The organism is Demequina sp. (assembly GCF_016278765.1).
Taxonomy (GTDB): domain Bacteria; phylum Actinomycetota; class Actinomycetes; order Actinomycetales; family Demequinaceae; genus Demequina.
In genome coordinates this window covers 1-25,088 of record NZ_JADQBE010000028.1, presented here as the reverse complement: position 1 = coordinate 25,088, position 25,088 = coordinate 1, and the positions used below count along the sequence as shown (strand labels likewise).

The 25,088-nt window shown below is 67.6% G+C and carries 20 protein-coding genes; 5 read left to right on the top strand and 15 right to left on the bottom strand.

What is annotated here, in order from left to right:
• Positions 1-44: 44 nt before the first annotated feature.
• The 6 genes from QZZ29_RS05545 to ilvD form a co-directional block, all read right to left on the bottom strand.
• Positions 45-1,163 carry a branched-chain amino acid aminotransferase gene (locus QZZ29_RS05545; RefSeq protein WP_291381993.1) on the bottom strand — a complete coding sequence of 373 codons (1,119 nt, stop codon included), beginning with the start codon at positions 1,161-1,163 and terminating at the stop codon, positions 45-47.
• Between the two features lie 108 nt (positions 1,164-1,271).
• On the bottom strand, positions 1,272-2,315 hold the full coding sequence (locus tag QZZ29_RS05540) for a 3-isopropylmalate dehydrogenase (protein ID WP_291381992.1): 1,044 nt from the start codon (positions 2,313-2,315) through the stop codon (positions 1,272-1,274).
• A gap of 26 nt (positions 2,316-2,341) precedes the next feature.
• A complete protein-coding gene (gene ilvC, locus QZZ29_RS05535; RefSeq protein ID WP_291381991.1) occupies positions 2,342-3,373 on the bottom strand; it encodes a ketol-acid reductoisomerase in 1,032 nt (343 codons plus the stop codon).
• 47 nt (positions 3,374-3,420) lie between these two features.
• The gene (gene ilvN / locus QZZ29_RS05530; RefSeq protein ID WP_291381990.1) at positions 3,421-3,942 is read right to left on the bottom strand and encodes an acetolactate synthase small subunit; all 522 of its coding nucleotides are present in this window, start codon (positions 3,940-3,942) and stop codon (positions 3,421-3,423) included.
• A 2-nt stretch (positions 3,943-3,944) separates the two neighbouring features.
• The gene (locus QZZ29_RS05525; protein WP_291381989.1) at positions 3,945-5,795 is read right to left on the bottom strand and encodes an acetolactate synthase large subunit; all 1,851 of its coding nucleotides are present in this window, start codon (positions 5,793-5,795) and stop codon (positions 3,945-3,947) included.
• Positions 5,796-6,122: 327 nt separating this feature from the next.
• Positions 6,123-7,820, bottom strand: a complete 1,698-nt coding sequence (gene ilvD / locus QZZ29_RS05520; protein WP_291381988.1) for a dihydroxy-acid dehydratase — start codon at positions 7,818-7,820, stop codon at positions 6,123-6,125.
• A gap of 95 nt (positions 7,821-7,915) precedes the next feature.
• On the opposite strand from ilvD, the gene QZZ29_RS05515 reads away from it, so the two are divergent.
• The 3 genes from QZZ29_RS05515 (at position 7,916) to QZZ29_RS05505 (ending at position 10,735) form a co-directional block, all read left to right on the top strand.
• On the top strand, positions 7,916-8,689 hold the full coding sequence (locus QZZ29_RS05515) for a MerR family transcriptional regulator (protein WP_291381987.1): 774 nt from the start codon (positions 7,916-7,918) through the stop codon (positions 8,687-8,689).
• A gap of 78 nt (positions 8,690-8,767) precedes the next feature.
• Positions 8,768-9,322 carry an NADPH-dependent FMN reductase gene (locus tag QZZ29_RS05510; protein ID WP_291381986.1) on the top strand — a complete coding sequence of 185 codons (555 nt, stop codon included), beginning with the start codon at positions 8,768-8,770 and terminating at the stop codon, positions 9,320-9,322.
• Positions 9,323-9,388: 66 nt separating this feature from the next.
• Positions 9,389-10,735, top strand: a complete 1,347-nt coding sequence (locus QZZ29_RS05505; RefSeq protein ID WP_291381985.1) for a deoxyribodipyrimidine photo-lyase — start codon at positions 9,389-9,391, stop codon at positions 10,733-10,735.
• Here QZZ29_RS05505 and QZZ29_RS05500 read toward each other — a convergent pair.
• Positions 10,701-11,651 carry a 2-hydroxyacid dehydrogenase gene (locus tag QZZ29_RS05500; protein WP_291381984.1) on the bottom strand — a complete coding sequence of 317 codons (951 nt, stop codon included), beginning with the start codon at positions 11,649-11,651 and terminating at the stop codon, positions 10,701-10,703. The two genes, QZZ29_RS05505 and QZZ29_RS05500, sit on opposite strands and share 35 nt — an antisense overlap.
• 155 nt (positions 11,652-11,806) lie before the next feature.
• On the opposite strand from QZZ29_RS05500, the gene QZZ29_RS05495 reads away from it, so the two are divergent.
• On the top strand, positions 11,807-12,808 hold the full coding sequence (locus QZZ29_RS05495) for a LacI family DNA-binding transcriptional regulator (RefSeq protein ID WP_291381983.1): 1,002 nt from the start codon (positions 11,807-11,809) through the stop codon (positions 12,806-12,808).
• Positions 12,809-12,867: 59 nt separating this feature from the next.
• Here QZZ29_RS05495 and xylB read toward each other — a convergent pair whose 3' ends face one another.
• Together xylB and xylA are read right to left on the bottom strand one after the other, a co-directional pair.
• A complete protein-coding gene (xylB, locus tag QZZ29_RS05490; RefSeq protein WP_291381982.1) occupies positions 12,868-14,289 on the bottom strand; it encodes a xylulokinase in 1,422 nt (473 codons plus the stop codon).
• 91 nt (positions 14,290-14,380) lie between these two features.
• Complete coding sequence (xylA, locus tag QZZ29_RS05485) at positions 14,381-15,574, bottom strand: xylose isomerase (protein WP_291381981.1); 1,194 nt, start codon at positions 15,572-15,574, stop codon at positions 14,381-14,383.
• A 222-nt stretch (positions 15,575-15,796) separates the two neighbouring features.
• Here xylA and QZZ29_RS05480 point away from each other — a divergent pair, with 222 nt between their 5' ends.
• Entirely contained in the window at positions 15,797-17,047 is a 1,251-nt protein-coding gene (locus QZZ29_RS05480; RefSeq protein WP_291381980.1) for an ROK family transcriptional regulator, read from the top strand.
• 44 nt (positions 17,048-17,091) lie between these two features.
• Here QZZ29_RS05480 and gatB read toward each other — a convergent pair whose 3' ends face one another.
• The 6 genes from gatB to QZZ29_RS05450 all read right to left on the bottom strand — a co-directional run bounded on the left by gatB (position 17,092) and on the right by QZZ29_RS05450 (position 24,784).
• Positions 17,092-18,621 (bottom strand): Asp-tRNA(Asn)/Glu-tRNA(Gln) amidotransferase subunit GatB, encoded by a 1,530-nt coding sequence (gatB, locus tag QZZ29_RS05475; protein ID WP_291381979.1) that lies wholly within the window; start codon positions 18,619-18,621, stop codon positions 17,092-17,094.
• Entirely contained in the window at positions 18,618-20,123 is a 1,506-nt protein-coding gene (gatA, locus tag QZZ29_RS05470; protein WP_291381978.1) for an Asp-tRNA(Asn)/Glu-tRNA(Gln) amidotransferase subunit GatA, read from the bottom strand. Before gatA ends, gatB begins: the two co-directional genes overlap by 4 nt.
• Positions 20,120-20,419 (bottom strand): Asp-tRNA(Asn)/Glu-tRNA(Gln) amidotransferase subunit GatC, encoded by a 300-nt coding sequence (gatC, locus tag QZZ29_RS05465; RefSeq protein WP_291381977.1) that lies wholly within the window; start codon positions 20,417-20,419, stop codon positions 20,120-20,122. Before gatC ends, gatA begins: the two co-directional genes overlap by 4 nt.
• Positions 20,420-20,429: 10 nt before the next feature.
• The gene (locus QZZ29_RS05460) at positions 20,430-21,005 is read right to left on the bottom strand and encodes a GNAT family N-acetyltransferase (protein ID WP_291381976.1); all 576 of its coding nucleotides are present in this window, start codon (positions 21,003-21,005) and stop codon (positions 20,430-20,432) included.
• A 146-nt stretch (positions 21,006-21,151) separates the two neighbouring features.
• On the bottom strand, positions 21,152-23,257 hold the full coding sequence (ligA, locus tag QZZ29_RS05455; RefSeq protein ID WP_291381975.1) for an NAD-dependent DNA ligase LigA: 2,106 nt from the start codon (positions 23,255-23,257) through the stop codon (positions 21,152-21,154).
• Between the two features lie 150 nt (positions 23,258-23,407).
• Positions 23,408-24,784 (bottom strand): HNH endonuclease signature motif containing protein, encoded by a 1,377-nt coding sequence (locus tag QZZ29_RS05450; protein ID WP_291381974.1) that lies wholly within the window; start codon positions 24,782-24,784, stop codon positions 23,408-23,410.
• Positions 24,785-25,088 lie beyond the last annotated feature (304 nt).

Here is a 25,088-nt window from a genome sequence, read left to right as displayed (position 1 = left end):
GGTACGCGTCCCCCACACGTCTGCGTGTCTCGAGCCTTCGAGAGCTACACGACGCGCCGCATCCACCCGTAGGTGTCCTCGGCGCGGCCGTACTGGATGTCGGTGAGCGCCTTGCGGATGCGCATGGTCACCTCGCCGGCCTCCCCGCCGTTGATGGTGACGTCAAAGTCGGGGGACGCGAGGCGCCCCACCGGGGTCACCACGGCGGCGGTGCCGCAGGCGAACACCTCGGCGACGTCGCCGGACTCGATGCCCGCCACCACCTCGTCGGCCGTGATGTCCTTCTCGATCACCTTGAAGTTCTGGTCCTCCAACTGCTGGATCACGGAGGCACGGGTGATGCCTTCGAGGATGGTGCCGGTCAGGCGCGGGGTCTCGACGGTGCCGTCGCGGCGCACCACGAACACGTTCATGCCGCCCAGCTCCTCCAGGTAGCGGTCATCGCGCGCGTCCAGGAACAGGACCTGCTGGCAGCCGTGGTCGTAGGCCTGCTGCTGCGGCAGCAGCGACGCCGCATAGTTGCCGCCGCACTTGGCGTCGCCCGTTCCGCCGGGGCCGGCGCGGTGGAATCCTTGCGCCACCCAGATGGACACCGGCTTCACTCCGCCCGCAAAGTACGGACCCACGGGCGAGGCAATCAACAGGTAGTCGATCACGTTCGCCGGCCGCACGCCCAGGAACGCCTCGGACGCGAACATGAAGGGCCGCAGGTACAGGCTGCTCTCCTCCACACCCGGAACCCATGCGTTGTCGACCGCGAGCAGCGATGTCACCGAGCCAAGGAAGTCCTCCACGGGCAGTTCCGGGAGCGCCATCCGGCGCGCCGAACGGTTGAGGCGCTGCGCGTTGGCCTCGGGGCGGAACAGCCACACCGAGCCGTCCGCCCAGCGGTACGCCTTGAGGCCCTCGAAGATCTCTTGCGCATAGTGCAGCACCGCGGCGGCCGGGTCGAGCTGGAGCGGTCCATAGGGCTCTACCCTGCGGTTGTCCCAGCCCCCGTCCCTGGTCCACGTGATGCGAGCCATGTGGTCGGTGAACTGCGTGCCGAACTTGAGGTCCGCGAGCGCGGCCTCCCGGTCCGCCGCAGGCATCGGCGAGGGGTTGCGGACGACGCGGAAGTCCCCAGCGGTCGATGCAACGGCCAATGCGGTGGTGTCGGTCACTTCAGAGCCTTCCTTGAGTTTGGCTTCGGTGTGCCCTGGCAGGAGTTGAGTGCTGGAATCCGCTCTGATTCAGCACTGAACTCCTGCCAGCACGCATGGGGGTGGGTGCTAGCCCTTGATGAGCGCCGCGATCGCGTCGCCCACCTGAGCGGTCGTGCGGGGGGCGTCGCCCTTGGATGCGGCGTCGGCCGCGACCGCGTCTTCCACGCGCTTGGCAATCTCAGGGTATCCCAAGAAGTCCAGCATCATGGCGACGGACAGCACGGTCGCGGACGGGTCGGCCTTCTGCTGGCCCGCAATGTCGGGAGCCGATCCGTGGACGGGCTCGAACATCGACGGCCCGGTCCTGTCCGGGTTGACGTTGCCCGATGCCGCCAGGCCGATACCGCCGCTGATGGCCGCCGCCTCGTCTGTGAGGATGTCGCCGAACAGGTTGTCGGTGACGATCACGTCGAACGATGCGGGGTCCGTGACGAGCTTGATGGTGGCGGCGTCCACGTGCAGGTAGTCCCACGTGACCGACGGGAACTCGGGCGCCACGGCCTCGACCGTGCGGCGCCACAGGTGCCCGGCGTGCACCAACACGTTGTGCTTGTGCACCAGGGTCAGGTGCTGGCGCGGGCGGCCCGCGGCCACGTTGAACGCGTAGCGCACCACGCGCTCCACGCCGTGACGGGTGTTGACGGACACCTCGGTGGCGATCTCGTGAGGCGTGTCGACGCGTAGCGCGCCGCCATTGCCCACGTACGGTCCCTCGGTGCCCTCGCGCACCACCACAAAGTCGATGTCGCCAGGGTTGGCCAGCGGCGACACCTCCCCCGGGTACAGGCGCGACGGACGCAGGTTCACGTACTGGTCGAGCGCGAAGCGCAGCTTGAGCAGCAGCCCGCGCTCGAGCACACCCGACGGCACGGTCGGGTCGCCGATGGCGCCCAGCAGGATCACGTCGTGGCCCTTGATGGCCGCGAGGTCTTCGTCCGTCAGGGTCTCCCCCGTGGCGTGCCAGCGCGCGGCACCCAGGTTGAATTCCGTGGTCTCGAACGCGATGTCAGCGTCGGCCGTGGCGGCGGCGAGGCACTTGAGCCCCTCCGCAATCACCTCCGGGCCGATGCCGTCGCCGGCGACCACGGCAAGACGGTACCTCTTGGTCACAGCGTCATTCAAGGCAGCACCGCCCACTACCGGGCCGTCTGGCCGTCGACGTAGTCCGCGTCGGCGTCGGCGGTGGACCATGCGAACAGCTTGCGGAGCTCACGGCCGGTGGTCTCGATCGGGTGACCCTCGCCCTTGGCGCGCAGCTCCTTGAACTCGACGGCGCCGTTGTCCTGGTCGTCGATGAACCGCTTGGCGAACGCGCCGGACTGGATGTCCGCGAGCACGGCCTTCATGTTGTCCTTGACCTCGGGCGTGATGACGCGCGGGCCGGACACGTAGTCGCCGTACTCGGCCGTGTCGGACACGGACCAGCGCTGCTTGGTGATGCCGCCCTCGTGGATGAGGTCGACGATCAGCTTGAGCTCGTGAAGCACCTCGAAGTAGGCGATCTCCGGCTGGTAGCCGGCCTCGGTCAGCACCTCAAACCCGTACTGGATCAGCTGAGAGGTGCCGCCGCACAGCACGGACTGCTCGCCGAACAGGTCGGTCTCGGTCTCTTCGGTGAAGGTGGTCTTGATGACTCCTGCGCGCGTGCCGCCGATGCCCTTGGCGTAGGACTTGGCCGTCTCCCAGGCGTGACCGGAAGCATCGGACTCCACCGCGATGATGTCGGGGATGCCGCGGCCCGCGACGAACTCGCGACGCACCGTGTGGCCGGGGGCCTTGGGCGCGACCAGGATGACGTCCACGCCAGCCGGGGCCTCGATGTAGCCGAACCGGATGTTGAAGCCGTGCGCAAAGGCGAGCGTCTTGCCGGGGCCCATGTGCGGCTTGATCTCGTCGCTGTAGATGGTGCGCTGGTACTGGTCCGGCGCCAGGACCATGATGAGGTCGGCCCACTCGGCGGCATCGGACACCGGCAGCACGGTGAAGCCGTCATTTTCCGCCTTGACGGCCGAACGCGAGCCGTCACGCAACGCGACCCTCACCTCGACGCCGGAGTCGCGCAGGTTCTGCGCGTGGGCGTGCCCCTGCGAGCCGTAACCGACGATCGCAACCTTCATGCCCTGGACGATCGAGAGATCGGCGTCCTTTTCGTAGAACAGCTCAGCCATGGTGGTGTGTCTTCTCCTTGGGTTGTGTGGCTAAAAACTAGTGCCTGTCAGGCAATGACGCGGTCGAACGCGCGCTCCGTGATGGAACGGGCACCCCGGCCGATGGCCACGGTGCCTGACTGGACGATTTCGCGCAGGTCGTGCTGCGCGAGGGCCGCCAGCAACGCCTCAAGCTTGTCGGGGTTGCCGATCGCCTCGATCACGAGCGAATCGGGCGCCACGTCCACCACGTGGGCGCGGAACAGGTCGACCACTTGGAGCACTTCCGCACGTTGGCGCGAGTCGCAACGCACTTTGACCAGCAACAGCTCGCGCTGCACGGACTTCACCGCGTCAAGTTCCACAATCTTGAGCACGTGCACCAGCTTGTTAAGCTGCTTGGTGACCTGCTCGAGCGGCAAATCCTCCACGTCAACCACCACGGTGATGCGCGAGATCTCGGGATGCTCGGTGGGGCCCACCGCAAGCGAGTGGATGTTGAAAGCGCGCCGCGAGAACAGTCCCGCCACGCGTGCAAGCACGCCTGGCTTGTTCTCCACCAGCACGGACAGAGTGTGCTTCTTGCTCACGGTTACGCCTCCTCGCGGTCCCACTCGGGGGCAACGCCCCGCGCGTACTGAATTTCGTCGTTGCTGACGCCCGCATTGACCATCGGCCACACCATCGCGTCCTTGGAGACCGTGAAGTCGACCACGACAGGCTGGTCGTCAACCTCGTTGGCACGCTTGATGGTCGCGTCCACGTCCGCATCGGACTCACACCGGAGCCCCACGCAGCCCATCGATTCGGCCAACTTCACAAAGTCGGGGACCCGGCGGGTGCCGTGGCCGGTGTGCAGGTCGGTGTGGGAGTAGCGCGAGTTGTAGAAAAGCGTCTGCCACTGGCGCACCATGCCGAGCGAACTGTTGTTGATGATCGCGACCTTGATGGGGATCTCGTTGAGCGCGCAGGTCGTGAGCTCCTGATTGGTCATCTGGAAGCAGCCGTCGCCGTCGATCGCCCACACCGTCTGGTCGGGCATGCCCACCTTGGCTCCCATGGCCGCGGGAACCGAGAAGCCCATCGTGCCCAGGCCGCCCGAGTTGATCCACGTGTTGGGTCGCTCGTACTTGATGAACTGGCTGGCCCACATCTGATGCTGGCCCACGCCGGACGTGAAGATGGTCGACTGCGGGTCGTTGAGCGCGCCCAGCCGCTGGATCACGTGCTGCGGGCTCGACAGGCCGTCTTGCGTGGCCGCGTAGCCGAGCGGGTACGTCGCGCGCCAGTCGTTGATCTGCAGCCACCAGGCCTCAAGGTCCGGCCTTCCGTGCTTGCGTTGCTCCTCCTGGAGTGCCGGCACCAGGTCGTGCAGCACGTCCTTCAGGTCGCCCACGATCGGCACGTCCACGGCACGGTTCTTGCCGATCTCCGCCGGGTCGATGTCGGCGTGAACCACGGTCGCGTGCGGCGCGAAACTGTCCAGCTTTCCCGTCACGCGGTCGTCGAAGCGGGCACCCAGGGACACCACGAGGTCGGCCTTCTGCAGGGCGGCCACCGCGGGAACGGTGCCGTGCATTCCGGGCATGCCCAGGTGCTGCGGGTGGCTGTCGGGCAGGGCGCCGCGCGCCATCAGCGTGGTCACGACGGCCGCGCCGGACAGGTCGGCCAGCTGACGCAGCCCTTCCGATGCCCCCGCGCGAATGATGCCGCCGCCCACGTACAGCACGGGCCTGCGGGACGTGGCGAGCAGGCGCGCCGCCTCTTGGACGGTCTTGGCGTGTGGCTTGGCGCCGGAGTTGAAGCCGGGCAGTTCCACGCGGTCGGGCCAGGTGAAGACGGAACTCGACTGCATCGCGGACTTGGCGATGTCGACGAGCACCGGTCCCGGGCGGCCGTGGCTCGCGATGTAGAAGGCCTGCGCGATGGCGGGGCCGATGTCGGCCGGGTCTTTGATCAGCATGTTGTGCTTGGTGATGGGCGCCGTAATGCCCACGATGTCAGCCTCTTGGAAGGCATCCGTGCCGATCAGCGAGGCCCCCACCTGGCCGGTGATGGCGACCATCGGGATCGAGTCCATGTTGGCATCGGCGATGGGCGTCACGAGGTTGGTGGCGCCCGGGCCGGAGGTGACGATGCACGCGCCCACCCTGCCGGTGGCGTGGGCGTAGCCCTGGGCCGCGTGGCCGGCACCCTGCTCATGCCGCGTGAGGATGTGGCGCAAGACCGTGGAATCCATCAGCGGGTCATAGGCCGGGAGGATCGCGCCGCCCGGGATGCCGAAGATGTCGGTCACCCCCGAGAGCTCAAGCGAACGGATCAGGGCTTGTGCTCCCGTCATCGTCTCGCCGGAACCCGTGACCGCGCGCGGGTCCGCGGGCCGAGGTGCGGTGGTCGCCTGGGGCCGCTGGGGCGCCTGAGGCTTGGCCTGCGCCTGAGTCATGTCACTCCCATGTGTCTCAACGTTGACGAAGCTTTGTTGCCGTCGCCTCGCATGAAAAAACCCCTCGGACCTGTGGCGGACCTCGGGGAAGCGCGCGGACGATGCCGTGGAACGGGACCTTAGGAGTCCGCGCGCCTGGTAACTCGTACAAGCTGGTGTCGCATGCGTTGACTGTACGCCCGGGCTTCAGCGAATGTCCACTTCATCAACGCTAATCTCACATAGTGGTTTACCGTCTCGCATAATGGGACACCATCCCGCTCCCCGACATCACGCAGATGGATCCGCAGGCTGAGCACACCGCCTGTCAACTGCGCCCGGCTCCCCTTAACTGAGCACCGCACCCTTGGAGGCGGAACCCACCAGCTTCTGGTACTTGCCCAGCACTCCGGTGGTGAAGCGCGCGGGAATCGGGACCCAACCCACCTTGCGCGCCTCCAACTCGGCGTCGTCCACCAGCAGTTCGAGCGTGCCGTTCGCCACGTCCAGCGTGATCCTGTCACCGTCCTTCACGAATGCGATCGGCCCGCCATCCACCGCCTCGGGGGCGATGTGACCCACGCACAGGCCGGTGGTGCCGCCGGAGAAGCGGCCGTCCGTGATGAGCAGCACATCCTTGCCCAGTCCCGCACCCTTGATGGCGGCCGTGATGGCGAGCATCTCGCGCATGCCGGGTCCGCCCTTGGGGCCCTCGTAGCGGATCACGACGCAGTCGCCGGCCGTGATCGTGCCGTTCTCCAGCGCGTCGAGCGCGGCGCGCTCGCGGTCAAACACGCGCGCCGTGGCCTCGAAGACGTCGTTGTCGAAGCCCGCCGACTTCACGACGGCGCCGTCGGGGGCCAGCGAGCCCTTGAGGATCGTGATGCCGCCGGACTTGTGGATCGGGTTGTTGAGCGCGCGCACCACACGGCCGTCGATCTTTTCCGGCTTGAGGTCCTCCATGTTTTGGGCGAGGGTCTTTCCCGTGACGGTCATGACGTCGCCGTTCATCAGGCCGACGCCCAGCAGCGTGTTCATCACGGCCGGCACTCCGCCGACGCGGTCCACGTCGTTCATGACGAATTGGCCGAACGGCTTGAGGTCGCCCAGGTGCGGGACGTCCTTGGCGATGCGTGCGAAGTCGTCGAGCGTGAGGTCGACGTCGGCCTCGTTCGCGATGGCGAGCAGGTGCAGCACCGCGTTGGTCGAGCCGCCGAACGCCATCACCACGGCGATCGCGTTCTCGAAGGCCGGCTTGGTCATGATGTCGCGCGCCGTGATTCCTTGGCGCAACATGTTCACCACGGCCTCGCCGGACTTGTGCGCGTAGTAGTCGCGGCGACGGTCGGGGCTGGGCGGCGACGCCGAGCCGGGGATCGACATGCCCAGGGCCTCGCCGACGGAGGCCATCGTGTTGGCCGTGTACATTCCGCCGCAGGCGCCCTCGCCCGGGCAGATCGCCTTTTCGATCGTGAGTCGGTCCTCTTCCGACATGAGCCCCGCGTTGCACGCACCCACGGCCTCGAAGGCGTCGATGATCGTGACGTCCTTCTCGGTGCCGTCGGAGAGCTTCACGTGGCCGGGCATGATCGAGCCCGCGTACAGGAACACCGAAGCGAGATCCAAGCGCGCGGCCGCCATCAGCATGCCGGGCAGCGACTTGTCGCAACCCGCAAGAGTGACTGAGCCGTCGAGGCGCTCCGCCATCATGACCGTCTCGACCGAATCCGCGATGAGATCGCGCGACACGAGCGAGTAGTGCATGCCCTCGTGTCCCATGGAGATGCCGTCCGAGACGGAAATGGTGCCGAACTCGAGCGGATAGCCGCCAGCGGCGTGCACGCCCTCCTTCGCGGCCTGCGCGAGCCGCTGCAGCGACAGGTTGCACGGCGTGATCTCGTTCCACGAGCTCGCGATGCCGATCTGGGGCTTGACCCAGTCGTCGTCGCCCATGCCCACGGCGCGGAGCATGCCGCGCGCGGCAGTCGCCTCCAGACCGTCGGTCACCTGGCGGGAACGGGGCTTGATGTCTGGCGTCTTTGTCATAGTCGCGAGTCTAGGACTGGCGCGGGCGTCGCCGCCTCCGATCGGGAAAAACCGCGTTTGACATTGACGTGGCGTCAACTTCTACAGTGGTCGACATGGACCTTGACACCGACGCGGACCACGACATCGGGCGGGTGGCGAAGATGAGCGGCGTCACCAGCCGGACCCTGCGCCACTACGACGACATCGGCCTGCTCAATCCCACCAGGACGGGACCCGACGGCCGCCGCCGCTACGGCCCGCCGGAGTTGCTCCGGCTGCAACACATCCTGGTGCTGCGGGAGCTCGGCACCAGCCTGGACCGCATCGCGGCCATCGTCGATTCCGACGACCCCTCCACCGCGATCGCCCTGCTGCGCGACCACCTCACGGGTCTCACCGCCGAGCGCGAGCGCTACGCCCGTTTGGCGGCCACCGTGGCCCGCACCATCGACTCACTCGAGAAGGGAAAGCCCATGACCGCCTCGCAGATGTTCGACGGCTTCGATCACGAGCACTACGAGCCCGAGGCGCGCGAGCGCTGGGGCGACGACGCCGTGGATCGCGCCAACGCCAGTTGGCAGGGGCTCGGCGAGGAGGGGAAGAGGCGCCACATGCGCACCGACCGGGAAATCGTCGAGGCGCTCGGCGCGGCGGTGCGGGTCGGCTTCGCCGCCGACAGCGCCGAGGTCCGGGAGATCGTCGCGAAGCACCACGCGTGGCTGAGCGAGATCTGGAAGCCCGATGCGGAGGCCTACCGCTCGCTCACCCAGATGTATGTGGACGACGACCGCTTCCGCGCCCACTACGACGAGGTGGCGCCCGGCGCGGCGGAGTTGCTCAGGGATGCGGCGGCCGAGTTTGCGCGTAGCAGGTTGTCGATGGAATAGTTGACACATCACCATTGTTCACGGGACAGACCGCCAACGACGCCGGCCGACACCTACGCCCCTCACCAAGGAGTCTTCATGCGCATCGGCTACATCGTCGGATCCCTGTCTAGCACCTCGATCAACCGCAAGCTCGCGCGCGCCTTCGTTGCGCTCGCCCCGGAAGGCATCGAGCTCGTCGAACTCAATTACAAGGAACTGCCCGTCTACAGCCCCGACGTCGACGGTGACTACCCGCAGGCCGCGTTGGACTGGAAGTCCTCGATCGAGAGCGTCGACGGCATCATCATCCTGACCCCCGAGTACCTGCGCTCCATCCCCGGCGCGCTGAAGAACGCGATCGACTGGGCGTCGCGGCCGTGGGGCACCAACTCCTTCAACGGCAAGCCCGTGGCGATCGCCGGCGCATCGATGGGCGCCATCGGCACCGCGGCTGCCCAGCAGCACTTGCGTGCCGTGCTCGGCCACCTCAACGCGCCGACCCTCGGCCAGCCCGAGGTGTTCCTCCAGTACCGCGCCGACGCCTGGGATGCGGAAGGTGCACTCGTGGACGAGCAGACCACCGCCCTGCTCCAAGGATTCCTTGCGGCCGTGGTCACGCACGTCGACCGTTACGCCACCGTCGCCGCCTAACAGACTCGGTCTCACCTCTGTCCGCCCGCCCGGGAACACTTCGGCGGGCGGCGAGGTTCTGCAGTCATGACCTCGCTGTGGTGGATCCGCCGTGACGCCCGGCTGAACGACAACCCGGCACTGCTCGAAGCACAAGGCGACGGCCCCGCAGCCGCCGTCTTCGCGTGGTCGCCCGCGGTGCGACTGTGGTCCGGACGGCGCCGGGCGCACCTGGCACGCGTGCTGTGGAGCCTGAGCGAGGACACCGGTCGCAGCGTCGGGGTCCGCCACGGCGATCCCGCCGACGTGGTGCTGGAGGCGGCCCGCGAGGTGGGGGCCACCGTGGTGTGCGCCCAGCACGAGTACTCCCCCAGCGGACTGCGCGAGCAACGGGCGGTAGAGGAGGCCCTCACGCACGACGGCCGCCACCTGCGGCTGGTCGGCTCGCCCTACGCCGTGGCCCCCGGCCGCGTCCTCAAAGCCGATGGCACCGAATACCAGGTGTTTACCCCGTTTCGACGCGCGTGGCGCGACCACGGCTGGCGCCGGCCGGCCGCCCCGGCCGATCCACGCGGGTTCGTGCCCGTCTCCTCGGACATCGACCTGGATCACGACGCCGCCCTGGGAGACATTCAGGATCCCCTCGGATACCCGCCGCCCTTCACGGAGACGGCGTGGCTGGAACGCCTGAGCGACTTTGTCGCGGGACCCCTGGCGCAGTACACGAGCGAGCGCGACCTGCCGAACGTCGATGCCACGTCCCGCATGAGCATTCCGCTCGCCTACGGTCAGGTGCATCCGCGCACCCTGCTGGCGGCGGCGGAGGATGCGGCGACGGCCAACCCTGACCTGAGCGCCAGTGCCGCCACGTTCACGTCGGAAGTGGCGTGGCGCGAGTTCCACGCCAACGTGCTGTTTCACCACCCCGACGCGCTGCGCACGTCGCTGCGCCAGGTCATCCCGGACGATGCCTGGGCCACCGGCAAGGAGGCGGACGACGCCTTTGACGCATGGCGAGACGGGCGCACGGGCTTCCCCTTGGTCGATGCGGGAATGCGGGAGATGGCCGCCACGGGCATGATGCACAACAGGGTGCGGATGGTCGTAGCCAGTTTTCTCATCAAGGATCTGCACGTGCCATGGCAGCGCGGAGCCGACCACTTTCGGCGCGGGCTGCTCGACTACGACGACGCGCAGAACCAGCTCAACTGGCAGTGGGTCGCGGGCACCGGACGCGACGCGGCGCCCTACTTTCGGGTCTTCAACCCCGACGGCCAGGGTGACAAGTTCGACCCCTTGGGCGCCTACGTGCGCCGCTGGCTGCCCGATCTGGACACGCCCGCCTACCCCGAACGCATCGTCGATCACCAGCAGGAACGGCAGATCGCGCTCGCCGACTTCACGCGGGGAAAGCGCCCATCACCACAAAGTTGACGGGATCGTCCCCGCGGCGGCGCGCATCGATCTGGCGCTTCACCAGGTCCGTGAACCGGCGATTGGTGAGCACCTCGACCCCCGCCACATGGGGGACGATGACGCACTGAGGCGCCGACCACAACGGGTGCCCCGAAGGCAACGGCTCCGGGTCGGTCACGTCCAGCGCCGCGAACAGCCGCTTGGTGGTGAGCTCGGCAAGCAGGGCGTCCGTGTCGACCACCTTGCCGCGCCCTACGTTGATGAGCAGCGCGCCGTCGGGCATCGCCGCCAGGAACGCGGCGTCCACGAGCTTGTCGGTCCCGTCGGTGTGGGGCGTCACGATGATCACGATGTCGAAGTCGGGCAACAAGGTGGGCAGGTCCTCCGCGGCGTGCACGACGGTCCCGTCGGGCGCAATGCGCGCGGACCGTGCCACCCCCTCGACGTGCACCTCACTTGCGCGCAGTCTCACCCCAATCGCCGCGCCGATGCTGCCGTAGCCGACCACGAGCGCGCGCGAGTCGGCCAGGCTGCGGGTATCGAACTTCGGCTCCCAGGACCCCCGCGATTGCGCCTCGAGGAACTGGGGAAGCAGACGCCGGCTCACCAGCGCCAACGCCAACGTCATCTCGGCCACACGCGAGTCGTGAACTCCCCTGGCGTTGGCGAGCGATACGCCCGCGGGCACGAACGGAAGCGCGTGCTCGAAACCTGCTGACGGAATCTGGATGACCTTGAGCTGCGGGCACTGGGCGAGACGGCCGTACACGGTGCGCCCGCCCGAGTAGTGACGCAGGCACGCGATCGTGATGCGTTCGCGCTCGGTCTCGGGCGCGTCAGTCTCCGCCGGATCCCACACGATGACCCGGGCGTCGTCGCCCACGGGTCCCAGTGCATCGGCGATGGCCTGTTCGGGAACGGAAACCGTGATCATGGGGCCAGTCTTTCACTGGCGGCTCCTGCAGTGACACCGGTGCGACGGGGGACACCCCCCGTCGACCTCGCCAAAAGCGGGTCGGCCACACCGACAAGAGGCGAAACCGATAACGTTTTCTTTTTCGACGTGCGGTGCGCGGTAGCATTCGCCACATGGACACACCCGGACGGGTCAAACTCGCGGATGTCGCCGCACGCGCCGGGGTGTCGGTGGCGACCGTCTCCAAGGTCGTCAACGGACGCTACGGCGTCGCCAAACAGACGATCGCTACGGTTCAGGAGGTCATCGACGACCTCGGGTATGTGGGAAATCTGGGGGCGTCCGGGCTGCGCAACTCGCGCACCAACGTGGTGGGCATCCTGGTCGCCGACTTCGAGCCCTACTCCAGCGAACTCATCAAGGGAGCGGCCCGCGCAACCAACGGCACCCCCTACGACGTGATGGCGTATGCAGGTGGAGACGGCTCCGGGTGGGAGCGCCGGTCGCTTGCGCGACTGGGCGGCACGCTGATCGACGGTGCCGTGGTGGTGACGCCCACGTCGCTCGATGCTGCGATCTCCCTGCCAGTGGCTGCGGTTCACCCTCACTACTCCTCGACCTGGCTGCCTCACATCGACTGCGACAACGCCGGCGGCGGCGAGTCCGCGGCAACTCACCTCATCGAACTCGGCCACCGCCGGATCGCGTTCATCGGCGGCCGCCAATCGGCCGATTCCTCGGAACTGCGCGAGACCGGATTTCGGGACGCGATGCGGCAGGCAGGAATTCCCGTGACCGAGGACTTGGTCCGCTATTCGCGGTTCGATCCCGATGCCGCTCACCAGATCGCCAGCGCGCTCCTGTCGTTACCCGAGCCGCCCACGGCAATCATCGCGGCGAACGACCTCACGGCCATGCGCGTCATGGACGCGGCACGTGCGCGAGGCCTCCGCGTCCCCGAGGACGTGTCCATCGTCGGCTTTGACGACGTCCCCGAAGCGCTCCTGTGCGACCCGCCCCTGACCACGGTGAGGCAACCGCTGCAGGCCATGGGTGCCGCCGCGATGACAATGCTTCTTGCCATCCTCGACGGGCGCGAGCACGATCAACACCTTCGCATGGACACCGAGCTGATCGTGCGCTCGACCACCGCGCCACCCCGCGTCTCGCAGTGAACCGGCCGCGCTCGCGCGGTCCCGCGTAGCGGCTCAGGAGCCTCGAGGACCGCGCGCACCTAGGAATACAGCTGCCTTGTTGCGTCGGCGTATTGCGTCCGCACGTGCGGTTGCGGATCCGGATCAATATGCGTGTCCATCTCGACCGACCAGCCGGGGCGTTCGCCCACGAGCGACCACGCGGCCTGCACCGCCGCGCCCAGCGCCACGTACTCCCCTGGCTTGGGAATGTCGATCGGCAGTCCGAACACCTGTGCCGCAGCCCTGCCCACTGCGGGGTTGAACGCGGCGCCGCCCACCAGCAGCACACGCTTGGCTTCCAGCCCGTGCGCACGCACGGCGTCGATGCCATCCGCGAGGCCGCACAGCATTCCCTCGACGTGAGCCCTGGCGATGTTCGCCCGAGTGGAGGAGGACAGGGTCAGGCCCACCAGGCTCGCCGTGGCATCGGGGCGATTCGGAGTGCGCTCGCCCTCGAAATAGGGGACCAGGACCACACCTCCTGCACCCGGTTCAGCCGACAGGGCCAACTCGGCCAATCCGTCAAAGTCGACATCCAGTAGCCGGGCCGCGGAGTCGAGCACCCGCGCGGCGTTGAGAGTCACGACGATCGGCAGGAACTGGCCGCCCGCGTCGGCGAATCCCGCGATGGTGCCGCTGGCGTCGGTGACGGGCTCAGGGGTCACGGCGAAGACCGTTCCCGACGTGCCAAGCGAGACGACGATGTCCCCCTCGCCGGCGCCGAGCCCCAGGCCCGCACCCGCGTTATCTCCCGCTCCGGGGCCGATCACAATCTCCGTCGGGCCGTCGTAGCCCACCGTGCCCGCACGCCCGTCGGGTGCGATCACCGTGGGCACCACCGCGTCGTGTCCGAGCGCGGCCACGAGCAGGTCGCGATCGTACTCGCCCGTGGTGGGGCTCCAATATCCGGTTCCGGAGGCGTCCGAACGATCCGTGGTGAGCGCGTCCAGTCGCGGACCCAACGGCGACTCCCGTGCGGGCCCGTAGCCCATGAGTCGCCACGTGAGCCAGTCGTGCGGCAAGGCGACCGCTGCGACCTTGGCGGCGTTCTCTGGCTCCGCGTCGCGCAGCCAGCGCAGCTTGGTCACTGTGAAGGACGCGACCGGCACCAGTCCGGTACGACGCACCAGGTCCTCGGCCCCAAACTCCTCGATCAGGTCGCGTGCGGCCCGCGCGGATCGCGTGTCATTCCACAGCAGCGCCTCACGCACGACGTTGCCGTCGGCGTCGAGCGCGACCATGCCGTGCTGTTGGCCGCCGACGCTGATCGCGGCGACGTCGCCGATGCCGCCCGCGTCGGCCTGGGCCGCCAGCAGCGCCGTCCACCAGTGGTCGGGGTGGACTTCGGTGCCGTCGGGATGCGAGGCGCGGCCCGAACGGACCACCTCACCGGTTTCGAGGTCGCGCACGACCACCTTGCAGCTTTGCGTGGAGGAGTCGACTCCTGCGACGAGCGTCATTGCTGTCTCCTTGACTTTCGGATGAGGTGTGCCGCGAGGCCACCCCGCCGCCGGCGTGACATCGGGGGCGGCGGGCCGGTCAGGCGGTTCGCTAGCCGCGGGCACCCATCAGGTGCTCGGCCGCGAGCTGCTGCAGACGGACAAAGCCGTAGCCCTTCGCGTCGTAGTACGAGTCGGCGTCGAACGTCTCGTAGACGCTCGTGTCGGCGATCAGGTCGGCGACGGACTCGTCGGCGCCCAGCGTCGTCTGCGCAAGCTGGTCCTGCTTGGTCGCCTTGATGGCCTCCTGGACCTCAGGGTCGGCGCGGAAGGCCGCGGCCCGCTCCTTGAGCAGCAGGTACATGCGCATGTTGGCCCTCGCCGATTCCCACACGCCGTCGATGTCTTCCGTGCGAGACGGCTTGTAGTCAAAGTGGCGGGGGCCGGTGTACGCGGGCTTGCCGTCGGGGCCGTCGCTCTCCAGCAGGTCGACGAGCGAGAACGCGTTGTACAGGTCGCCATGACCAAAGACCATGTCCTGGTCATACTTGATGCCGCGCTGTCCGTTGAGGTCGATGTGGAAGAGTTTACCGTGGTCGAGCGCCTGAGCGACGCCAGCCGTGAAATTCAGCCCGGCCATCTGCTCGTGACCGACCTCGGGGTTCAGGCCCACCATCTCGGGGTGATCCAGGGTAGTGATGAATGCCATCGCGTGTCCGACTGTCGGAAGCAGGATGTCGCCACGGGGCTCGTTGGGCTTGGGCTCGATCGCGAACCTGATGTCGTAGCCCTTGTCAATCACGTACTGACCGAACAGGTTGGCCGCCTCGCGGTAGCGCTCGAGTGCCACGCGAATGTCCTTGGAGAAGTCATACTCAGCTCCCTCACGCCCGCCCCACATGACGAAGGTCTTCGCGCCGAGCTCGGCAGCCAGGTCGAGGTTGCGGAGCACCTTGCGCACCGTGAAACGACGCACGTCGCGGTCGTTCGAGGTGACGCCACCATCCTTGAAGACGGGGTGCGAGAACGTGTTCGTGGTGATCATCGGAATGGTCATGCCGGTGTCATCGCAAGCCGTCTTCAGGGCGTCGATGGCAGCCCGACGGTCGGCGTCAGAGCAACCGAACGGGAACAGGTCGTCGTCGTGGAAGGTCATTCCATAGGCGCCAAGCTCGGAGAGTTTGTGAATGGCCGTGACAGCGTCGATCGGCCCGCGGGTGGCCGAGCCGAAGGGATCTTGTGCGGCCCAGCCGATGGTCCACAGACCAAAGGTGAACTTGTCTTCGGGTGTGGGAGTGGTCGCCATGGTGAGGCTCCGATCTTCTTTGATCAATAGTTGTTAGTGCGAACTTATTAGCGGATTCGTCGCTTGTCAACACCTTCCGGGAGAGCTGCATGTGTCTCGGAGGCGACTGCAATCTGCCAGTGTGCGAACCGCGACGCTTGTCCGGTTGGAGCATCGGTTATATGTTGTCAGCATCCACTTACTGTGATGTTACAAGACGAAACCCCAGCAAAGGAGCCACGGATGGGCGACCCCTTGAAGCAGTACGACCCATGCGGAGCGCCGCGTGGCACCTCGTCGTTCTCAGCGGGTCGTGGCAGCCGCGTCGACGCGACGCGGCGCCACAACCTGTCGACCATCCTGACGGCGGTGCACCACCACCCGGGGATGTCTCGGGCGGACCTGACGCGCCAGACGGGTCTGAATCGCTCGACGGTGGGAGTGTTGGTCGCCGAGCTCGCGGACCTGGGTCTGGCGCGTGAGATAGCTCCTGGGGAGCATGCTTCGCGTGGACGCCCGAGCCCTCACGTGTACCCGCGAACCGATGTCTTGGCGCTCGCCATCAATCCCGACCTCGACGCCGTCACCATCGGCCTCGTCGGGCTCGGCGGAACGCTTCACCGGCGCGTGCGACACGAGTGGAAGAGCCCTCCCACAGTGGCGCAGACCGTCGACGCGGTCACCCAGGTCTTCCGCGAACTCCGCGACGAGGTGGGTCCCGCCAACATCGTGCTTGGAGCCGGCGTGGCCGTGCCGGGTCTGGTGCGATCCGAGGACTCGTTCGTGGTGCGCGCCCCCCACCTCGACTGGACCAACGAGCCGCTCGGCGACCTGTTGGCGGACGCGCTCGGCATTCCGGTGGTCATCCGCAACGATGCGAGGGTCGCCACGATCGCCGAGTCGGTGTTCGGTGCCGGCCGCGCAGTGCGAGACGTGGTCTACCTGAATGGCTCGCGGTCCGGAATCGGTGGTGGCGCCGTGGTCGACGGCATCATCTTGCGGGGGCATTCGGGTTTTGGTGGAGAGCTTGGACACACCGTTGTGGCCGGCAGGCGCGAACAGTGTCACTGCGGTCGCCGCGGTTGCCTCGAGACGGAAGTGAGTCTTTCGAAGTTGCTGGTGGCGTTAGGGCGCGACAGCGTGGACCTCGTTGACCTCGACGACGAGCTGGCTCGGGCCGGCGCCGACCCTACCGTTCGCGCCGAGATCCAGCGTCAGTTGGGAGTGCTTGCGGGTGCCATCGGCAACGTCATCTCGATCTTCAACCCGGAGCTGGTGGTGTTGGCGGGATTCTTGGGGTCCTTGTACGCGGCAGCACCAGCCGTGCTCGATGGGGCGGTCGCCAAAGAATCTTTCGCCCAGATTTGGGCGGGCACCCGCATCGAGCGAGCCCAACTCGGCGGTCGCGTGCACTTGGTGGGTGCCGCCGAACTCGCGTTCCTGCCGCTGCTGCGCGATCCCGCTTCCTTCAAGCGCGACGCGCCACAGTCGTAACCCGTTGCCCGTTGCCCGTACTCAGCGCTACGCGGTCCGCTGCGCTAGCCCTCGACGCCCGCCCGCGCCAGGATGATCGCGCGAACCCGGCCAGCATCGGCCTGGCCGCGAGTGGCCTTCATGACCGCTCCCACAATGGCGCCGGCAGCCTGGACCTTGCCCTCGCGGATCTTGTCCAGAACGTCCGGCTGCGCGGCGAGTGCCTCGTCCACCGCGGCCTCAAGGGCCGAATCGTCGGAGACCACTTCGAGCCCCCGAGACGCGACAACATCGGCGGGCGATCCCTCACCGGCGAGCACTCCTTCGAGGACCTGACGGGCGAGCTTGTCATTGATCTTGCCCTCATCCACCAGACCCTGAAGCTGCGCGATGTCGGCGGGCGTCACCGCAAGCTCCGGGAGCTCCACGTCCTGCTCGTTGGCGGTGCGGGCAAGCTCACCCATCCACCACTTGCGCGCTGCCTGGGGTGCGGCGCCAGCCGCGACGGTGTCGGCGATCAGGGTCAACGCATCGGCCGCGACCGCGTCGCGCATCTCCAGATCACTGAAGCCCCACTCCTCGCGCAGCCGCGCACGCATCTTGGCGGGGTGCTCGGGGATCGACGCCCGCAACTGTTCCACCCACTCCCGCGATGGCTCGACAGGTAGCAGGTCGGGCTCCGGGAAGTAGCGGTAGTCCTCCGCCTCCTCCTTGGAGCGGCCGGGCGTGGTCGAGGAGGTGTCCTCGTGCCAGTGGCGCGTCTCCTGGACCACGGGCTCACCCGCGAGTAGCAGCGCCGCCTGGCGGCCCGCTTCGTAGTGAATTGACCGCTCGACTGCGCGTAGCGAGTTGACATTCTTGGTCTCGGAGCGCTTGCCGAACGGCACCGCGCTCTGGTCCTCGCCGGGAGCGGCCTTGGCACGCAGCGACAGGTTCACGTCGGCGCGCAGGCGGCCCTGCTCCATGCGGCCGTCCGAGATCCCCAAGGCACGGACGATATCGCGGATGGTGGCCACATAGGCGCGCGCCACCTCGGCGGTGCGCTCGCCCATGCCCTCGATGGGCTTGGTGACGATCTCCACCAAAGGGACGCCGCCGCGGTTGTAATCGACGAGCGAGTGGGAGGCGCCCTGGATGCCGCCGGTGCCACCCACGTGGGTGTTCTTGCCGGCATCCTCCTCCATGTGTGCGCGCTCGATGCCGATCATCACCACGGTGCCGTCGTCCAGCACCACCTCGAGTTCACCCTCGTAGCAGGTGGGCTCGTCGTACTGACTGATCTGATAGTCCTTCGCAAGGTCGGGGTAGAAGTAGTTCTTGCGCGCAAAGCGGCTGGACTCGCGAATCGAGCAACCCAGCGCGAGCCCCAGGCGGATGGCCGATTCGACGGCCTTCTCGTTGGTCACCGGCATCGACCCTGGTAAACCGAGGCAAACGGGGCACACCTGGGTGTTGGGTTCGTTGCCAAAGGTGTTCTCGCAACCGCAGAACATTTTGGTCTTGGTGTTGAGTTCGACGTGAACCTCGATACCGAACACCGGGTCAAATGCCGCCATGGCATCGTCGTAGCCGACCAGGTGCGTCGCCGCGCTCATCGCGTCACCTCCAACTCGGGGGCCATCGAAGCCAACGAGCCACCCCACTCGGCAACGAGCGCCTTCTCCAGTGCGGCGCCGATGCGATACAGCCGCGCGTCCTCATGGGCCGGGGCAAGTATCTGGAAGCCGACCGGCAGACCGTCCTCGGGCGCCACTCCTGAGGGAAGCGACATTCCGGGGATGCCTGCGAGGTTGGCGGGGATGGTCGCGATGTCGTTGAGATACATCGCCACCGGGTCGTCGACGCGCTCCCCTAGCTTGAAGGGCGTGGTCGGCGTGGTGGGCGAGACGAGCACGTCGGCCTTCTCGAACGCTGCGACGAAGTCGCGCTGGATGAGCGTCCGCACCTTCTGGGCCGAGCCGTAATAGGCGTCGCGGTATCCCGCCGAGAGGGCGTAGGTTCCCAACACGAGTCGGCGCTTGACCTCGTCGCCAAAGCCTTCGGCGCGCGTGGCGCCCATGGTCTGCTCGATCGTGTCGCGCTCGACGCGCAGGCCAAAGCGAACCGAGTCGAACTTCGCAAGGTTGCTCGACGCCTCGGACGGCAAGATCACGTAGTAGGCGCCCATTGCGTACACAAATGACGGGCAGCTCACCTCCACGATCTCGGCCCCCGCAGCGCGCAGGTGGTCCAGCGCCTCCTCAAAGCGTTGCTTAACGCCGGCTTGGTAGCCGTCGCCTCCCAGCTCCTTGACCACGCCGACGCGCACTCCCTTGAGGCCATTGGTGGCGCCATCGCGGGCGGCGTCCAGGCAGGACGGCACGGGTTGGTCGAGGCTCGTGGCGTCCATGACGTCGTGACCGCCCATGACCTCGTGGAGCGCAGCGGTGTCGGCGACGGTGCGCGCGCACGGGCCCAACTGGTCCAGGGACGATGCAAGGGCGATCGCGCCGTAGCGGCTGACACCGCCGTACGTGGGCTTGACGCCCACGGTGCCGGTGACGGCGGCGGGCTGACGGATCGAGCCGCCGGTGTCGGAGCCGATGGCCAGCGGCGCCTCCCATGCGGCGAGGGACGCGGCAGAGCCGCCGCCCGAGCCTCCCGGGATGCGGTCGAGGTCCCACGGGTTGTGTGTCGGGCCATAGGCGGAGTGCTCCGTCGAGGAGCCCATCGCGAACTCGTCCATGTTGGTCTTGCCCAGGATCGGCATCCGCGCCTGGCGGATTTTGGACGTCACCGTGGCGTCATAGGGAGGCATCCAGCCCTCAAGGATTTTTGATCCGGCGGTGGTGGGCATGCCCTTGGTCACCAGGATGTCCTTGATCGCGATCGGGACCCCCGCCAGGAGTGGGAGGTCCACTCCCGCGGCGCGGTCGGCGTCAACGGAGGCCGCGACCGCGAGGGCGTCTTCGGTGTTGACGTGAAGGAAGGCGTGAACGGCGCCATCGACGCCAGCGATGCGATCCAGGTGGGCCTGCACCAACTCCACCGACGTGACGGTTCCGGCGCGCAGGGCAGCGGACATCTCGAGCGCCGAGGCGCGGGTCCAGTCGGTCATGCTTCCTCCCCCAGGATGCGCGGCACGCGGAAGCGCCCGTCCTCCGCCTCCGGCGCGGCCGCCAGTGCGTCGGCTTGGGCCAGGGACGGTCTCACCTCGTCGACGCGGTGCACGTTGCTCATCGGAATGGGGTGGGAGGTGGCTGGGACGTCCTGATTGGCGACTTCGGACACGAGTGCGACGGCGTCGACAATGGCGTCGATTTGACCGGAAAGGCGGTCAAGGTCGGCGTCATTCATGTCGATGCGCGCGAGCGCGGCCAGTCGCGCGACGTCGGCGCGGCTGAGGTGGGACATGGCCCCGAGTCTACCGGCCGGGCTCCCACGAATAGCCCAGCAGCCGGACGCTGTCACGTTCATTGCTGGGGCTCGCAGCGGGGTCCACCTTGGAGACGCTGCCGTCCGCATTGTCGGTCACGACCCAGTCCAGCTCGGGACGTCGTTCGAAGCCCATTTTTTCGTAGAGGCCGTGGGCCGCGCGCATCGTCTCCATGGTGGACAGCACCACGCGCTTGGCGCCGCGTTCGACCGCCATGTCCAGCGCCGCCTGGGTCAGCTGCTTGCCGATGCCGCGACCACGTTCCAGCGGAGACACGGCAAGCATCCGCAGTTCGTACTCGTCCTCATTGGCCACCTCCGCGAAGGGCGAACCCGGCGGCACGAGGGTCAACGTACCCACGATCTTGCCTTCGCCACGCTCGCCATCGATCATGGCGAGCAGCACCGCGTCCGCGGCGCGAGCGGCCGCGTCACGCAGTCGCGGCATGTACGGGTGCGCACTGTCGACGAGGCCGTCGGCCAGGTAGGCCAAGGCTGTCAGTTCGCCGATCTCTTGGAGCCTGCCGGTATCGGTCGGCTCCACAATGCGCACGGTCTGGCTCATCGGCTGCCCTTCCTTGAGCGAACGAGTGCCGCTGGTTGGCCCTCAAGTGTCGGTGTCACCAATGTAGGTCTAGTTCCACAACCAGCGCCACCCGTCGCCGTCGTGTCCGAAATATCCCCTATGGCTGGATCAACGCCGATGCGTCGTCAGTGCTCGAGCTGTCCTCGCGCAATCAACGCCACAAATTCCGCCTCCGTCAGCATCGGCACGCCCAGCTCCTCGGCCTTGGCCGCCTTGGACCCGGCGTTGGCGCCCACAACCACGTAGTCGGTGGCCTTGGAGACCGACGACGCTGCCTTGCCTCCGCGGGAGATGATCGCCTCCTTGACGCCGTCGCGCGTGAATCCTTCGAGGGAGCCGGTGGCGACGATGGTGAGGCCGGCGAGCGTCTGCTCGATCGAATCGTCGCGGTCGTCTGCCATCCGGACTCCGGCGGCGGCCCATGCCTCCACGATGCGTTGATGCCAGTCCACCGCAAACCACTCGCGGACCGACTGCGCGATGATCGACCCGACGCCCTCGACGGCTGCGAGGTCCTCCTCGCTCGCCTCACGAATGGCGTTCATCGAGCCGAACGCGGCCGCGAGCGCGCGCGCCGCGGTGGGGCCCACGTGACGGATGCTGAGCGACACGACGACTCGCCACAGGGGCTGCTCGCGTGCCGAAGCCAGGTTGGCGATGAGCTTGCGGCCGTTTTCGGCCACGTCCCCCGCCCGGCGTCCGACCACCCCGGCGGCCGCTCGCTTCTTGGTGAGCTTTTCGTCCACCTCGTAGACGAACATGGGCACGCGCCGCAGGTCCGCCTCCGTGAGGTCGAACAGGCCGGCCTCGTTGGCGAGCACTGCCGACTCCACGAGCGCCGCCGCGGCCTTCTCCCCCAGCATCTCGACGTCGAGCGCGCCCCGCGAGCCGATGAAGGCGATCCGGTCGGTGATTTGCGCGGGACAGAACTCGCTGTTGGGGCAGCGCAGGTCCTTGTCGCCCTCCTTCTGCTGCGCGAGCGCGGTGCCACAGGACGGGCAGTTGGCGGGCATCGTCCAGGCGCGTTCCTTGCCGGTGCGCGCAGCGACCACCGGCCCGACGATCTCGGGAATCACGTCGCCCGCCTTGCGCAACACCACGGTGTCGCCGATGAGCACACCCTTGCGCGCCACCTCGTGCGCGTTGTGCAGGGTCGCGTACGTGACCGTGGAACCGGCCACCGTGACGGGGGTCATCACGCCGTACGGGGTGACCCGACCGGTGCGGCCCACATCCACGCGGATGTCCTCCAGCGTGGTGTGGACCTCTTCGGGCGGGAACTTGTAGGCGATCGCCCAGCGGGGGGCGCGGGAGGTGAACCCCAGTTCCGTCTGCACCGCGCGGTCGTTGACCTTCAGCACCGCGCCGTCGATCTCGTGCACCATGCTGTGCCGCTTGGCTTCGAGCTCACGCAGGAAGGCCTCGATGTCTTCGATGCCTCGCAGGACCTTCGCGTGGGCGGTCACGGGTAGCCCCCACTCGGAAAGCACCTGGTACACGCCGGATTGTGATTCCATCCTGGCGTCGGTCCCGGCCTCGCCCCACTCCAGCGCACCGAGAGCGTAGGTGGTCACCGCGAGCGGGCGTTCGGCGGTCACTGCCGAGTCCTTCTGGCGCAGCGACCCGGCGGCCGTGTTGCGGGGGTTGGCATACGGGGCCTTGCCGTCCGCGAGGAGGGCCTCGTTCAGGGCCTCGAAGTCCTTGATGCGTAGGTACACCTCGCCGCGCACCTCGACGAGTGCGGGCACGTGTGGTCCGTCCAGACGGTGCGGCAGGCCCGCGATGGTGCGCACATTGGCGGTCACGTCTTCGCCGTGGGTGCCGTCGCCTCGCGTGAGCCCCTGGGTCAGCTCGCCGTCCACGTACGTGAGTGAGATGGACAGGCCGTCGATCTTCGGCTCGCAGACCACTTCGTGATCGCCGGCCTCCTTGCCTACGCGCGCGAGCCACGCGGCCACGTCCTCGATCGAGAACGCGTTGTCGAGGCTCATCATGCGTTCGCGGTGCTTCACGGAGGCGAAGCCGGTTGCCACCCCGGCGGAGCCCACCGTCTGAGTGGGCGAATCGGGCTCGGCAAGCTCCGGATACTCCGCCTCGAGAGCGCGCAGGTCTCGCTCGAGCGCGTCGTACTCCGCGTCCGAGACGGTCGGGGCATCGTCGCCGTAGTAGGCGGCGCGGTGTTGCTCGATCTGCTGCACCAGGTCCTGGTGGCGGGCGCGAGGGTCTGTCACGGCTCTATCGAATCACGCCGGGGCCCGGACTTGATGGCTCCCGCACGGCATTCATGGTGCGCGACTCTGCTCTGCCGCGGAGGTGGCGTCCTTTGCCTGAACCACAAAGCCCCCCAAGGGCCCCCGTGTCCACCAACATTCCTGTGCCCCTCACTCGGCGTCGATGGTGATCGCTGCCAGTCCCCCGGGTCTCGAACGACGCGACGAGTCGATGTTGGGTGGCGGGATGAAGTCCACCCGGCCTGCCCGGATCTGGATCTCCCAGCCTTGGCGGTGGATGTCGTGGTGGCAGCGGGTGCATAACATGACCCCGTTGTTGAGGTCTGTGCGACCTGCCTTGTCCCACCAGCGAATGTGGTGGGCCTCGCAATGCTCTGGTGGGGCGTGACATTTGGCGCACCCCCCGTCACGTTCCACCAGGGCAAGCCGTTGGGCACGGGTGAACATGCGCACGCGACGCCCCAGGTCCAGCACCTCGCTCTCACCGCCAAGCACCGCAGGCACAATCCCCGCATCGCCAGCGAGCCGGCGCAGCTGCCCCACCGACACGGGTTGATCCGTGCCGTCGATACGCCCCAAGCCGCGTCCCGTGTCAAGGTCACGCTTGGTCATCCGCACCACGATCGTGGTGCGCACACCCGACCGATCCGTTTCCTGGCAACCCAACGCGTGACGACACAGGTCAAACAGCGCGTCGGCACGCATCTGACCCACGCTCCGCTGGTCTTGGTTGGTGGGGTCCTGATCACGGCGCGCCCCGAACTGCTGGGTGACCATCTGTTCGATCACGGTGCGCAAGGGCGCGGCGGTCACAGCGTCGAGTCGACCGGTTAGCGTGACCATCCCCGTCTGGTCCTCTTTCCAGGCCAGGAACCGTTCCGCATGCTGACGCTTCTCACGTTCCTCATGACCGGCCAGATCAGCCCGCGCCACAGCCCTCGCGACCATCCGACGCACCTCATGCTCCGCCAAGTTCACCGCCTTGCCCACCAAACGCTCCTCCAGCGCGTGAAGCTGATCGCTGGAGACCCGGTCGGTCAGGGTCTCAAGACCGGCGGTGATGAGTCCGGCGGCATCCACGGATAAGTCGCCAGCCGTCGTGGCCGACGCCACTGCGGGGTAGCGGGGAGGAGGTGGAGTTGAAGACGAGGGGGGCTCACCGGCCTGGTCTGCCACAGGCAGCATCGCGGCCATATCCGGCAGGAGTGCGCGTCCGGCATCGATTGCACGAAGCGCGCCCGTCCGAGATCCGCCGGTCACGGACGCGACCATCGTGCCCGCGCTCCCGAATCCTTGCTGCCGGGCCAGACCTCCCCCGGGCAGGTCCGGCGCAGAACGCCGCGCAAGATCGCCCGCAAACCGCGCCCGCAACGCGTCAGTCAAACGGCCGAGCCGCGCCACAGCGTCGTACGTCTCCAGGAAGTCTTCTTGCGACAAGCCCGAGACATCAAGGCGCGCCAGGTCGCCCACCAAGGAGCTCACGTGCGTGATCTGCGCCGCCCCATTCACTGCCGCCTCGACTGCCATAGACCCAGTCAAACAGAAGGGTCTGACAGGCGCTTACCAGGTACGATGACCTGTGGAGAGACTGTGCAACACCGGCCTGGGCACGACGCCCGGTGGGGTCGGAACACACCCGGGCTGGGGGTCGGAACACGCCCGGACCGGAAGGCGAGGGCGACACGAGACGCCGACGCGGGTAATGCGAGACGCCAGGTCCGCGGACCCCAGCGGGAATCCGCGTCGGCTACGCCGCACCGCACCGCACTGCACTGCACTGCACTGCACCTACGATCGAAGGGTGACGTCCCCGAGATCGGAAGAGCACACG

Bases quoted from the DNA above. Each gene is read 5' to 3' on its own strand.
- gatC (WP_291381977.1), bottom strand. From the start codon at position 20,419: ATGTCCCACCTCAGCCGCGCCGACGTCGCGCGACTGGCCGCGCTCGCG.
- gatB (WP_291381979.1), bottom strand. From the start codon at position 18,621: ATGAGCGCGGCGACGCACCTGGTCGGCTACGACGATGCCATGGCGGCA.
- QZZ29_RS05495 (WP_291381983.1), top strand. From the start codon at position 11,807: ATGGACACACCCGGACGGGTCAAACTCGCGGATGTCGCCGCACGCGCC.
- ilvC (WP_291381991.1), bottom strand. From the start codon at position 3,373: ATGGCTGAGCTGTTCTACGAAAAGGACGCCGATCTCTCGATCGTCCAG.
- gatA (WP_291381978.1), bottom strand. From the start codon at position 20,123: ATGACCGACTGGACCCGCGCCTCGGCGCTCGAGATGTCCGCTGCCCTG.
- ilvD (WP_291381988.1), bottom strand. From the start codon at position 7,820: ATGACAAAGACGCCAGACATCAAGCCCCGTTCCCGCCAGGTGACCGAC.
- QZZ29_RS05525 (WP_291381989.1), bottom strand. From the start codon at position 5,795: ATGACTCAGGCGCAGGCCAAGCCTCAGGCGCCCCAGCGGCCCCAGGCG.
- QZZ29_RS05505 (WP_291381985.1), top strand. From the start codon at position 9,389: ATGACCTCGCTGTGGTGGATCCGCCGTGACGCCCGGCTGAACGACAAC.
- QZZ29_RS05510 (WP_291381986.1), top strand. From the start codon at position 8,768: ATGCGCATCGGCTACATCGTCGGATCCCTGTCTAGCACCTCGATCAAC.
- QZZ29_RS05460 (WP_291381976.1), bottom strand. From the start codon at position 21,005: ATGAGCCAGACCGTGCGCATTGTGGAGCCGACCGATACCGGCAGGCTC.
- QZZ29_RS05515 (WP_291381987.1), top strand. From the start codon at position 7,916: ATGGACCTTGACACCGACGCGGACCACGACATCGGGCGGGTGGCGAAG.
- QZZ29_RS05480 (WP_291381980.1), top strand. From the start codon at position 15,797: ATGGGCGACCCCTTGAAGCAGTACGACCCATGCGGAGCGCCGCGTGGC.
- xylA (WP_291381981.1), bottom strand. From the start codon at position 15,574: ATGGCGACCACTCCCACACCCGAAGACAAGTTCACCTTTGGTCTGTGG.
- xylB (WP_291381982.1), bottom strand. From the start codon at position 14,289: ATGACGCTCGTCGCAGGAGTCGACTCCTCCACGCAAAGCTGCAAGGTG.
- QZZ29_RS05450 (WP_291381974.1), bottom strand. From the start codon at position 24,784: ATGGCAGTCGAGGCGGCAGTGAATGGGGCGGCGCAGATCACGCACGTG.
- QZZ29_RS05500 (WP_291381984.1), bottom strand. From the start codon at position 11,651: ATGATCACGGTTTCCGTTCCCGAACAGGCCATCGCCGATGCACTGGGA.